The sequence below is a fragment of the Neisseria sp. HMSC03D10 genome, assembly GCF_001807625.1.
GTDB classification, from domain to species: domain Bacteria; phylum Pseudomonadota; class Gammaproteobacteria; order Burkholderiales; family Neisseriaceae; genus Neisseria; species Neisseria mucosa.
On record NZ_KV789504.1, the window covers coordinates 1 to 11,214 of the forward strand.

Annotated in this window: 12 protein-coding genes and 1 pseudogene; 4 read left to right on the forward strand and 9 right to left on the reverse strand. The window is 53.3% G+C overall.

Annotated elements, in window-relative coordinates; all coding sequences use genetic code 11:
- Positions 1-116: 116 nt before the first annotated feature.
- From HMPREF3066_RS02395 to HMPREF3066_RS02420, 7 genes and pseudogenes are all read right to left on the reverse strand, one after another.
- Positions 117-653 carry a suppressor of fused domain protein gene (locus HMPREF3066_RS02395; protein ID WP_070440214.1) on the reverse strand — a complete coding sequence of 179 codons (537 nt, stop codon included), beginning with the start codon at positions 651-653 and terminating at the stop codon, positions 117-119.
- A gap of 40 nt (positions 654-693) precedes the next feature.
- The gene (locus HMPREF3066_RS02400) at positions 694-1,236 is read right to left on the reverse strand and encodes a suppressor of fused domain protein (RefSeq protein WP_070440226.1); all 543 of its coding nucleotides are present in this window, start codon (positions 1,234-1,236) and stop codon (positions 694-696) included.
- 1 nt (position 1,237) lies between these two features.
- A complete protein-coding gene (locus HMPREF3066_RS13475; protein WP_321178893.1) occupies positions 1,238-1,987 on the reverse strand; it encodes an HINT domain-containing protein in 750 nt (249 codons plus the stop codon).
- Positions 1,988-2,023: 36 nt separating this feature from the next.
- Positions 2,024-3,049, reverse strand: a pseudogene (locus tag HMPREF3066_RS13480) (MafB family polymorphic toxin); the annotation flags it as partial.
- Between the two features lie 3 nt (positions 3,050-3,052).
- Positions 3,053-4,003 carry a hypothetical protein gene (locus tag HMPREF3066_RS02410; RefSeq protein ID WP_060975136.1) on the reverse strand — a complete coding sequence of 317 codons (951 nt, stop codon included), beginning with the start codon at positions 4,001-4,003 and terminating at the stop codon, positions 3,053-3,055.
- A gap of 168 nt (positions 4,004-4,171) precedes the next feature.
- Positions 4,172-4,420: a hypothetical protein gene (locus tag HMPREF3066_RS02415; protein WP_016687861.1), complete on the reverse strand. Its 249-nt coding sequence runs from the start codon at positions 4,418-4,420 to the stop codon at positions 4,172-4,174.
- Positions 4,421-4,800: 380 nt separating this feature from the next.
- Entirely contained in the window at positions 4,801-5,802 is a 1,002-nt protein-coding gene (locus tag HMPREF3066_RS02420) for a thiamine ABC transporter substrate-binding protein (protein WP_070440218.1), read from the reverse strand.
- 62 nt (positions 5,803-5,864) lie between these two features.
- Here HMPREF3066_RS02420 and HMPREF3066_RS02425 point away from each other — a divergent pair, with 62 nt between their 5' ends.
- From HMPREF3066_RS02425 to glmU, 4 genes are all read left to right on the forward strand, one after another.
- The gene (locus tag HMPREF3066_RS02425) at positions 5,865-6,521 is read left to right on the forward strand and encodes a pyrimidine 5'-nucleotidase (protein ID WP_070440220.1); all 657 of its coding nucleotides are present in this window, start codon (positions 5,865-5,867) and stop codon (positions 6,519-6,521) included.
- 62 nt (positions 6,522-6,583) lie between these two features.
- Positions 6,584-6,874 (forward strand): hypothetical protein, encoded by a 291-nt coding sequence (locus tag HMPREF3066_RS02430; protein ID WP_016687858.1) that lies wholly within the window; start codon positions 6,584-6,586, stop codon positions 6,872-6,874.
- 107 nt (positions 6,875-6,981) lie between these two features.
- Positions 6,982-7,173: a hypothetical protein gene (locus tag HMPREF3066_RS02435; RefSeq protein WP_003766199.1), complete on the forward strand. Its 192-nt coding sequence runs from the start codon at positions 6,982-6,984 to the stop codon at positions 7,171-7,173.
- 113 nt (positions 7,174-7,286) lie between these two features.
- The gene (glmU, locus tag HMPREF3066_RS02440) at positions 7,287-8,660 is read left to right on the forward strand and encodes a bifunctional UDP-N-acetylglucosamine diphosphorylase/glucosamine-1-phosphate N-acetyltransferase GlmU (RefSeq protein WP_070440222.1); all 1,374 of its coding nucleotides are present in this window, start codon (positions 7,287-7,289) and stop codon (positions 8,658-8,660) included.
- Between the two features lie 844 nt (positions 8,661-9,504).
- On the opposite strand, the gene HMPREF3066_RS02445 is transcribed toward glmU, so the two are convergent.
- Both HMPREF3066_RS02445 and HMPREF3066_RS11995 read right to left on the reverse strand, forming a co-directional pair.
- On the reverse strand, positions 9,505-10,461 hold the full coding sequence (locus tag HMPREF3066_RS02445; protein WP_070440224.1) for an NAD(P)H-dependent flavin oxidoreductase: 957 nt from the start codon (positions 10,459-10,461) through the stop codon (positions 9,505-9,507).
- Positions 10,462-10,758: 297 nt separating this feature from the next.
- Positions 10,759-11,214 (reverse strand): YadA family autotransporter adhesin (locus HMPREF3066_RS11995; protein WP_210385686.1); only part of this gene is annotated, 456 nt, incomplete at its 5' end.

Sequence of the window (11,214 nt, forward strand, 5' to 3'; positions counted from 1 at the left end):
AGGGGATTTTGGGGAATTTTGCAAAGGTCTCCGGCAGATAAACGAAAGGTCGTCTGAAAACCCGAAACAAGGTTTTTCAGACGACCTTTTGATTGTTGGGTTTTTAATCCACCCTGCTATATAGTACTTGCACGATTTATATCTAAATAATCAATACCTACCTCATCAAATCTCGTTTCCAAGTCCTCTACCGAATGAGTATCTAAAAAAAGCCTCTCTTGATGAGTAATCGGCAATAACCAGAAAAATCGGACATTATCCATATATTCCAACTCTTGCCCATGAGGATAAGGCAGAGAAATCAGAAAATGCTGGAAGGATGATTGCTCAACCCACGGTCTGCCGATATTGACGGTTTTCCCTAATTGAAATTGATCAGGATAATGCATACTTGCCGATGCCAGCATTGCCAAGGTCTCAATATGTTCGGGCGTTTCAAACGGGCTGACGATAAAAAACTCCTGTCCTAAAAATGGACCTATCCCAGAGCTGACATAAACCCAAGGCTCATCTTCATGATTAGGAATCACTTGGAAAACTTGGAAATCGGGAAGTTCTTCAACAACCCTTCCTAAAGTCCAAGTAAATCCTTTAATTTCATGATTTATCCAAAAATTTTGCAAGTGGGACAAGACTTTTTGATTATATGCCATGTTTTTAGCCTGTTTTCAAAGGTCGTCTGAAGAACGGCATTTACCAAACAAACGGTTTCCTATTCATATCCGAAAGGTTGTCAACTTCATTATCCAGCAAGAACTGCTCAAAAGCATTCCAACCCTTTTTTTCCACCAATTCCGCTTCCTGTTTATACAACGGGACAAGCAAAGGGAAAACAATATTGTAGTGTTCGCCATAACAGACCTGAAAATCATCATCGAAATAAAATGGGGCGGAAACATACAGTGCATCCATTTTTGTTGAATCAACAATGCTTCTAGGCAAATAAATAACCTGTCCTCGAAGAAGAATTTTTTTGTTCTCAATGATGGTTTCTGCCAACCATCTTAAAAATGGAAAAATCTGATTTTCATCATATTTTAAAGAACATACAAAAAGTATTTCAAATCTACTTTTATAATTCAGATCATGTTTGCTTAACCCTAAAGTAATATAAGTTTTTAAATCCCTGTTAGGGGAAGAGGGAATAGCTGCGATATTTAATTTGTACTGACTTCCCGAATCACTTTTCGATCCATGAGAAATAGTGCCTATATATTTTTCAACATGATTAATCATATTACTTTTTAAATCTACTATCATTGTCTTTTCCTGAACGATTACAATGGCGGCATTCCAACCCTGTCCCAGAATTAAAATCATTAATCAGTTCTTTTCTATTGGCATGATTTTTATCTCGGTTATTCCAAGAAGGATTATGACTTACGTCCCAACCATCTTTGGTATTTCTATTTTCTCTATTATGTGGATTTCCACGTACATCTTTACCACATGTTGGACATTGTTTCGTATTAGGTTTACTGCCATCTTTGGCAGCATCCCAAGCATTTTCAACAGTTGATTTTCGAAACCCTGATGGTCTGTCAGTATTAAAGTTTTTATTGCCACTATACGGACACTCATTATGAACCCAAACCCCTTCCGTTTCCGCCTTATCACCCTTGACGAAGTAAGTATGCCAGTCGGCAACGGTCAGATTGTAGGCTTGCAGCGGTTCCGGTTTGACGGTAACGCTCTGAACGGTCTGCCCTGCACCGTGTTCGGCAAACAGCCTGCTTCCCGCTTTCAAATCTTCCGCTTTAATCCATTTGCCGTCCGAATAAAACGGGTGGATGCGGTTGGAAACGAGGGTTTGTATTTTACCGAGGCCGTCTGAAACTTCAACGTAAACGGTTTCTTGATACGGATTGCCGTATTGGGCGGTAACGGGTTTGTATCCCGTTTCTCCGCTTGCCTCGTCCTTGGCAAAAACGCGGTCGCCGGCCCGGATACGGGCAATGGCTTTGTAGCCGTCTGCCGTTTTGACCAAGGTGCTGCCGTGGAAGGAGCAGGTGTAGGATGTTGAGAAATCTCTGCTGACATCAGCTTTCCCTGCTTTTGCCGCCTTCGTCAGGCTTTTGGCTTTGGCATATGGCAGGGTGTTGGACATGGCTTCGACGGTTTCGGCAGCATTGGGATTTTCTGCCGTCCAATCGCGGACAGTTTTGCCGATTTTTTCTTCCGATTTTGCCAAACTCTTCAAATGGTCGATGGCGGCAATGGCGTTGTCCGGCGACATGGTGCTGATGGCCGCTGCAGTCGCCATATCGATGGCAAAACCCGTCCCTTGAACTGCATCGCCTACGCCGATGGCTTCTCCGGCGCTGAGAAAGGGATTGAGGGCACCTGCGGCGACACCATTGATAAATTCCATGCTGTTACCCCAGCGGTTGAGCCCGGGGTTGTGTTCGAACATTTTTTTATTGGCTTCTCCGGCACGGTCGGAAAAATTTTTCGGTATGTTGCCGAATCTGTCCGCAAACCGTTGCTGCGTCGAACGGTTGTCGTCGTGAACAACAGTCTGCCTCCTTACCTGGCCTTTCGCAACGTAGGAATAAATATCCCGGGCGCCGTGAGGTGCGGGGTAGCCGCCTCCCTGCGGGCCGTCGTAACCGTCGGCAGGGTGGTGTTCGTAGCCGTCCCATGACATGCTGGCAAAGGTCATGCCCGTACCGTCGATTACTTTGCCGCCTTTCCAACTGTCGCTTTTGCTGGCACTGTTGTCGAACGGGGAATGGACTTCATGTCCGTGTCCGGAAAAGCGGACGATATATCCGGGATTACTGAAGATGGTTGCGGTTTCCATCTGCAAATTGCCCGACCGCTGTGTGATGGTGGGCGAAATGGTCATCAGTCCGGTACGCTCGGCCACGGTTCCGCGTGCTTTGCCGAAGAGGTGGAATTTTTTGCCGGGGTCGAAATTCTCCCGTCGGAGCAAATCCTGCACTACAGGGTCGTTCCTTAAGTCCGCCGCGAGGGCGGGCTGCCCGAAGGCAGCCGCCGTTACGGCGCAGGCGGCAAGGAGGTTTGTCAGTCTGCGCAGCGGTTTCACGGTTTATTCTCCTTCACGGCGGCGGATGACTTCGTCGCTGACATCAAGGTTTTGGGCATTGCCTTGTTTGAAGTCGGGACGGTTTTGGGCGGTTGTGTCGCCGTAGGGGGTGATGTCGGAGAAATCGACCATCAGGCCGTCTGAAGCTTTGACGTTTTTGCTGACTTTGTAAGGACCGGTCCAAAGGGCGTATTTTTCTTTGTATTGGGATTCGTAGGCGGCAGAGGTAGGTTTGATCAGCAGTTTCCGGCTGTTGCGGTCAACGGCGAAATACTCGAGCTTGGTTTGGGCTTTAAGGGTTTCGGCGTTGTAGATATGCAGTTCGGTACGGCTGCGGATGGTGCCGAATACGTCGACGGTTACGAATACGTCGGTGTCGGCGTATTCGGGCGGTACGACTTCGATGCCGCGCAGGTAGAAGATGGTTTGGACGAGGTTGGTCAGGAAGGAAACGTCGCGGGGGTTGGTAATCAGGGTTTCGTTGCGGTAGTCGCCCATGCCGTTGACGGACAGTCCGGCAGACCGTTCGCCTTTGCGTCCGTTGTTTCTGGTCAGGGCGGCAGCGGGGGCGTTCAAAAGCGATGTGGAAGTGGTAACGCTGGAGAGCGCATCGGCTTTGGTAGTGGCAGTAGTATCGTAGGTGGGATAGGTGTATTGGGTGGCGCTGTCGGGGTTGTTTTGGTAGCCGCCGCGAATCAATGCGTCGATGGAGTAGCGTCCGCCGGTAATGTTGCCCGATCCTTGATCGCCCATGGTAGAAACGTAAAGGGCGACTTTTCGGCCTTTCAGGGCAGACAGATCCATTTCTTTGACGGCGGCACGGGACGAGGCGGCGACGAGTTCTTGTTCGACGGCAAAGCGTTTGCCGCCGCCGTGTGAAGGAATGCCGGTCAGTGTACCGCAGCCGGTGAGCAGGAGGGCGGATAGGGTAAGTGTAGAGAGAAGAATTTTCATGTTGTTCCTTAGATTTGCGTATTAAAAAAACTGAGGTCGGTTAACCTTCCTTAGTTTAATTTAATTTTAAACAAAAAATGTAAAGAACAACTTAAACGGTATATTTGAAGGACAAAAGGATAATGTCGTCTGAAAGCAGAAATGAATTTTTAAGACGACCTTTTGATCTTAATAAACCCGACGCGCGGGATACGGGCGCGGGTAAGGCGGGTAGGGATAGCCGTAGCGGTGGACCGGCTCGCTGTCTTGATAAATGACGGTCGTCCCCGGCGGGGCGTTGACGGTAACGGTTTTGTTGATGGTGGTTTGGGAATGGACGGGCAGGTCGAGGACGGCGGTGCGCCCGTATGGGGTTTCGGTGTAGAAACAGCCGCCAAGTGCGGTCAGCGTGAAGGCGTAGAGTAGGGGCTTCTTCATGGGGTTCCTTCATTCAAAACGAAACGGTAAGGGGTCGTCTGAAACATGGTTTCGATAAGTTTGAAACCGTTTTTAGGTTTTCAGACGACCCTTTTTATAGCCAATATCCTTAACTTTAAATACGGCATATCATCAAATTCCGTCATTCCCGCCCCCGCCTGCGCGAGGACAGGCTACGGTGGGAATCCATCGTCAAACTTGAGAAACCTTGATTTCAAAAACAGCTTCCAAATTTCAAAAATGGCTTCCCGCCTGAGCCTGTCCTCGCGTAGGCTACGGCGGGAATGACGGCAACCAATAAGTTGCGTATCGAAAATAAAGTCATTTGACTATATCCAGCCGACGGGATAAGGCGGCGGCTTTTCAGACGACCTTTCCGCTTACCTTAACACGGTCTTCGTCCAGCGGCTGACCCATTGTTTCTGTTTGGTGTCGATGTCGTTTCGGCTGGGCGAGTCGGTTTGTTTCGGTGCTTGGGCGAACTCGAAGACTTTGGGCAGCGGCGTGTTTTTCACGGCGGGATAGACCCACATTTCGGTCGGCAGGGCTTTTTGCACTTCGCCGCTTTGCAGCCACTGTACGAGTTTTGCCGCCAGCTCGGGTTGTTTCGCGCCTTTCAAGACTGCCGCGCCTTCGACTTGGCGGAACACGCCGCCTTTGAGGAAGAGGTTGCCGGTCGGCGGCACGCTGTATTTGCCTTTGGAGTAGTGGACTTCGGCGGCGGGGCTGGCGGCGTAGCTGACGACGAGCGGATACGCGCCGCCGTTTTGGGTGAAGTCGGTGTAATAGGCTTCACTCCAGCCTTTGGCGACTTTCACGCCGTTTTGACGCATCTGCGCCCACCATTTGAACGCGCCCTCTTCGCCCATGCCACCGATGTTCGCCATCAGGAAGGCAAGTCCGGGCGAGGAGGTGGCGGGCGAGGGCGTCACCAGCAGGTTTTTATATTCGGGGCGGGTCAAGTCCTGCAAGGTTTTGGGCAGCGGCAGTTTTTTCTGTTCAAACCATTTTTTGTCGTAATTGAGGGTAACGTAGCCGTAATTGACTGCCGCGATGACGGGCATCCCCGCTGAAACGGGCGCGGATTTGGGCTGCGCCGCCGCCAGTATGCCCGCTTCGCGCGCTTTGCCGATGTTGGCGTTGTCCAAACCGTAAACCGCGTCGGCAATCGGGTTGGCCTTGCTGAGAATCAGCTTGTTGAGCATTTCGTTGCCACTGCCCGCCTTGATGACGGAGACTTTGGCGTCGTTGGCTTTTTCAAACTGCGCGATGACGGATTGGGGTAGGCTGAAGGATTTGTGCACGGCAAGGCGCACTTCAGTCTGGGCGGATAAGTTTGCCGAAGCCAACAGGAGGGCGAGGGCGGATAATTTCAGTTTCATTCTCTAACCTTTGTACGGGTAAAATACGAAACATCATAACAAAATCCGCACCAACACACGACATGAACCTTTCCCCCGTCTGGCTTTTTGACCTCGACAACACGCTGCATAACGCCGATGCAGGCATTTTTTACATCATCAACCGCGCCATGACCGACTACATGGCGCAACGCCTCAAACTCTCCGAAGAATCGGCATCCGACCTGCGTCAGGACTATTGGCACCGATACGGCGCAACGCTTGCCGGCCTGCAAATCCACCATCCCGAAATCGACATCCGCGAATTTCTGCGCGAAAGCCATCCCATCGCGCAAATCTTGGCAAAATTGCAGGGCATGGAGGGAACCGAAAGCGTTTTAGGTCGTCTGAAAGGACGCAAAGCCGTTTTTTCCAACGGCCCTTCGTTTTACGTCCGCGCCATCATCGGGGCATTGGGTTTGGCAAACCGTTTTGACGCACTCTTCGGCACGGACGACTTCGGGCTGCGCTACAAGCCCGACCCGCAAGCCTACCTGACCGTCTGCCGCCTGCTCGACGCCCAACCCGGACAGTGCATCATGATAGACGACAGCGCGGACAACCTGCACCAAGCCAAAGAGCTGGGCATGAAAACCGTATGGTTCGGCAGCAAAGCCCATCCCCTGCCCTTTACCGACGCCGTTGCAAAAGATATGCAGGCGCTCGCCGAATGTGCCGAAAAACTGTCGGCACTCGTCTGAAACCTTTACAATATCGGGTTTGAACAACGGCACCAATCCGCCCGACCACAAGGACAACCATCATGCGATACACCGCCCTCATCCTCGCCGCCGCAGCCGCCCTGACCGGCTGTACTTGGGAAACCTACCAAAACGAATCCGGCCACACCTCCCTGCGCCCCAAATACGAAAAAGGCACGCGCATCTATTACGAAGACGGCACCTACTCCCGCGATATGCGTTACAACCAATACCGCCCCGAACGCCGCACCCTCAAACCGCTGCACGGCGACCAAGAAAACGTACGCGGCACGACATGGAACAAACCCCAAGGCGCCGGACACACCGCGCCCGAAACGCAAACTGAAGAATAATCCGCCCGCAGAGGTCGTCTGAAACCGTTTTTTCCGTTTCAGACGACCTCAAACATAACCGCCATCCCGTTCGTCCCATATCTGCCGTCCTTCACAAGGAGAAAACCATGCGTTCCCTCGCCCTGATTTTCGTTACCGCCGCCATCCTGAGCGGCTGCACCACAGACCGCTACGACTTCGACAGCCGTCCCGCCGACACATCCGCGCGCACGCCCCTGAAACCGACCACACTCGACCGCTTGGAACACGGCAGCCATGCCGACTCGTACCGCTGGAACCCCAAACCCAATAAACCATAATCCCCACGTCCGCACACCAAACCCAAATAAAAAGGTCGTCTGAAACCCCAAAACCCCGTTCAGAAGACCCCAAAATACCCCCTTCATCAACATTGCATTCGAGAAAGCCCATCATGTCCGCCACACCCCTCAACATCGTCATCCTCGCCGCCGGCAAAGGCACGCGCATGTATTCCAAAATGCCCAAAGTGCTGCACCGAATCGGCGGCAAGCCCATGGTCGAGCGCGTTATCGACACCGCCGCCGCCCTGAATCCCCAAAACATCTGCGTCGTCATCGGACACGGCAAAGACCAAGTTTTGGACACCGTCAAACGCGACGTCGTCTGGGTCGAACAAACCGAACAGCTCGGCACCGGCCACGCCGTCAAAACCGCCCTGCCGCACCTTGCCGCCGAAGGCCGCACGCTGGTGTTGTACGGCGACGTTCCCCTGATTGACACCGCCACCCTCGAAACCCTGCTCGAAGCCGCAGGCAGCGAAGTCGGCCTGTTAACCGACGTTCCCGCCGACCCGACAGGCTTGGGCCGCATCATCCGCGACAGCCAAGGCAGCGTAACCGCCATCGTCGAAGAAAAAGACGCCGACGCCGCCCAAAAAGCCGTCCGCGAAATCAACACAGGCATCCTCGTCCTGCCCAACGCCAAACTCAAAAACTGGCTGGACACCCTCTCCAGCAACAACGCCCAAGGCGAATACTACCTGACCGACCTCATCGCCAAAGCCGTTGCCGACGGCATCAAAGTCCATCCCGTCCAAGTGCGCGCCTCCCACCTCGCCGCCGGCGTGAACAACAAACTCCAGCTTGCCGAACTCGAACGCATCTTCCAAACCGAACAAGCGCAAGAATTGCTCAAAGCAGGCGTCACCCTGCGCGACCCCGCCCGCTTCGACTTAAGAGGTCGTCTGAAACACGGACAAGACGTCGTGATTGACGTCAACGTCGTCCTCGAAGGCGACATCGAAATCGGCGACAACGTCGAAATCGGCGCAAACTGCGTCATCAAAAACGCCAAAATCGGCGCAAACAGCAAAATCGCCCCCTTCTCCCACCTCGAAGACTGCGAAGTCGGACAAAACAACCAAATCGGCCCCTACGCCCGCCTGCGTCCGCAAGCCCGCCTTTCAGACGACGTACACGTCGGCAACTTCGTCGAAATCAAAAACGCCGCCATCGGCAAAGGCACCAAAGCCAACCACCTCACCTACATCGGCGACGCCGAAGTCGGCAGCAAAACCAACTTCGGCGCAGGCACGATTATTGCCAACTACGACGGCGTGAACAAATACAAAACCATCATCGGCGACGAAGTCCGCATCGGCTCCAACTGCGTCCTAGTCGCCCCCGTCAAACTCGGCAACAAAGTCACGACAGGCGCAGGCAGCACGATTACCAAAAACGTCGAAGACAACAAACTCGCCCTCGCCCGCGCCCGCCAAACCATCATCGAAGGCTGGGTGCGCCCCGAAAATGGCGATAAGAAATAAAGCGGTAAACCGCCCTGCGCAACTCGTTGCAGCAACAGTAATCTGTCCCTTCCCCCGTCCGGCGGGGGAAGGTTAGGATGGGGGTGGCTTTGTGGGTTTAGGTCAAATCAAATTTGTACAACCCATAGAGCCACCCTCTCCCCGGCCCTCTCCCGCCAGACGGGAGAGGGGGCAGGTTGCAGATAAAAACGAGGTCGTCTGAAAACTTTGAGATTTGAGTTTTAGAGAAACTCGTTCTCCCCCGTTTTCAGACGACCTCGTTTATTCAATCAATACAGGCTTGTGATAACCCAAGTAGCGTGGGCTTTGCCCGCGAAATCTACCACCTGACAATTCAAATCAGACAACAGCCGAATGGGTATCCATTTCGGCATTTATCCCGTGGGCAAGGCCCACGCTACTCGTTGCAGCAACAGCAATCTGTCCCTTCCCCCGTTTAGCGGGGGAAGGTTAGGATGGGGGTGGCTTTGCGGCTTTAGGTCAAATCAAATTCGTACAACCCGTAGAACCACCCTCTCCCCAGCCCCCTCCCGCCGAACGGGAGAGGGGGCAGGTTGCAAGTTAAAACAAGGTCGTCTGAAAACTTTGAGATTTGAGTTTGGGAGAAACAAACTCACTCCCCCCGTTTTCAGACGACCTTTTATTTAACCCGACAGACTCGAAATAAACCCAGCCCGTAGCGTGGGCTTTGCCCGCGAACCTTCCGTCCGACAATCCGAATAGGGCAGTTATCTTTGATATTCATTTCGCGGGCAAAGCCCACGCTACCGGTCGTCTGGAAACCTAGTTCACATTTTCAGACGACCTTGTTTGCCATGTCCGCCTTGCCCGTATTCAAACCGTCCTAACGCTCGATACCGCTACACAGCCGCTCAACGATTTCCGCTGCGCTGCCGGGGCGGCACAGTCCTGCGTTTTGTCCTGCCCAAAATGGGGAAAAGTCGTAGCAGCCTTGTTTTTCGGCGGCGGCTTTCAATGCGCCGGCGGCTGCGCCGGCCAAGGGGAACGGGAGTGCCGCGTCATTCATCGGGCCGGCTTCGCGTATGAAACGGTTGTAAAGCCCGCGCGCTGCGCCGCCGCTGAACAAGTTGGTCACCACGGTATCTTCGGGTCGGGCGGTTTGGATGGCGGCGCGGACGGCGGCGGCATCGGAAACGCCGCCTGCGGCTATAACGGGCAGGCGCACGGCGTTACGGATGGCGGGCAATAGGGCAAACAAGCCGCTTTGGCTCTCGGGATGGCGGTTTAAAAACCAACCCCGATGACCGCCCGCCTCCCACGCTTGAGCAATCACGACATCCGCGCCGTTTTGCTCCAGCCAAACGGCTTCTTCGACCGTCGTTGCGCTGCTCCACACTTCCGCGCCCGTCGCTTTAACGCGCTGCAAGTATTCGGGCGCGGGCAAACCGAAGTGGAAGCTGACCACAGGCGGTCGGTAACGTTCCACACATGCCAAAGTGTCGGCATCAAACGGCTGCCGTCCGCCACCGGAGGGAATATCGTTTTCCGTCAGCCCGTAAGCCTCTAAATACGGACGCAACACGGCAAACCATGCGTCCTGTTGCGCGCGGTCGGCAGACGGCGTGCGGTGGGCGAAAAAGTTGAGGTTGTACGGACGGCCGCCGCCTTCCTGCTTCATCCGTGCCAATGCTTTTTCCAAACCTGCGGTGTCATACATCGCCCCCGCCAACGAACCCAAAGCGCCGGTTTTGCCGACAGCCAAAGGCAGCTCTGTGTCATGCGCAAACGCCATCGGTGCTTGAATCAGCGGATAGCGCAGTGAGGATAAAATGCGGCTCATGTCTGTTTCTCCTTGTAATCTGTTTGGTCAGCCGGCTTGAAATTTCTTCAGTTTAAATACGCGGACTGACCATGTGGAACATGGCTGAATTTTGCCACAAAAAATAGTCGGGCATGGCTGCAAGGTCGTCTGAAAACAAATCTTGGCGTTTTGTGTCAAGCGAGTGTTTGTGAAACCGAGCATATTGGAAAACCACCCCCTCCTATTCAACCCGATATAGAAAAAGGTCGTCTAAAAACCCTGTTTTGGGTTTTTAGACGACCTTTGCTTTGCCTTCAAACAGGCTTTAGATCAGGATTACCATTGATAACCGACACCTGCGGTCGCGCCGTAGTGGCCGCGCGAGTTTCCGGTAGCAGTACCTTTGATGATCCAGTTGCCGCCGTCGGAGATGCTGGAGAAGCCGACTGCGTAGCCGCTTTCACCGCGGTAAACGCCGCCTGCAACCGCCATCATACTCTTACCCGGCAGGTAGGCTTGCGGCAGACCTGCCACCGCCATGGCTGCTGCGGTACCGGCTTTGGAGTCGCTTTCCACATTGTCGATACGTTGGTTGATTTGGTTGCCCATGTTCACCACGTAATTGCCAAGGTTGGTCACCCTTTGGTTAATCGCCTGATTAGCTTGATACAACTGGCTGCCGTTAACCGCATCGGTGCTGTCTGCGGCGACGGTGCCTGCGGCGACGTTGGTGACTTTCTTACCGCCTGCGTTGATGCCCTCGGCAGTGATGTTGACATCGCCTGCTTTCAG

Excerpts from the sequence above, each read along its gene's own strand:
- HMPREF3066_RS02395 (WP_070440214.1), bottom strand. The coding sequence starts at position 653 with ATGGCATATAATCAAAAAGTCTTGTCCCACTTGCAAAATTTTTGGATA.
- HMPREF3066_RS02400 (WP_070440226.1), bottom strand. The coding sequence starts at position 1,236 with ATGATTAATCATGTTGAAAAATATATAGGCACTATTTCTCATGGATCG.
- HMPREF3066_RS02410 (WP_060975136.1), bottom strand. The coding sequence starts at position 4,003 with ATGAAAATTCTTCTCTCTACACTTACCCTATCCGCCCTCCTGCTCACC.
- HMPREF3066_RS02415 (WP_016687861.1), bottom strand. The coding sequence starts at position 4,420 with ATGAAGAAGCCCCTACTCTACGCCTTCACGCTGACCGCACTTGGCGGC.
- HMPREF3066_RS02420 (WP_070440218.1), bottom strand. The coding sequence starts at position 5,802 with ATGAAACTGAAATTATCCGCCCTCGCCCTCCTGTTGGCTTCGGCAAAC.
- HMPREF3066_RS02425 (WP_070440220.1), top strand. The coding sequence starts at position 5,865 with ATGAACCTTTCCCCCGTCTGGCTTTTTGACCTCGACAACACGCTGCAT.
- HMPREF3066_RS02430 (WP_016687858.1), top strand. The coding sequence starts at position 6,584 with ATGCGATACACCGCCCTCATCCTCGCCGCCGCAGCCGCCCTGACCGGC.
- HMPREF3066_RS02435 (WP_003766199.1), top strand. The coding sequence starts at position 6,982 with ATGCGTTCCCTCGCCCTGATTTTCGTTACCGCCGCCATCCTGAGCGGC.
- glmU (WP_070440222.1), top strand. The coding sequence starts at position 7,287 with ATGTCCGCCACACCCCTCAACATCGTCATCCTCGCCGCCGGCAAAGGC.
- HMPREF3066_RS02445 (WP_070440224.1), bottom strand. The coding sequence starts at position 10,461 with ATGAGCCGCATTTTATCCTCACTGCGCTATCCGCTGATTCAAGCACCG.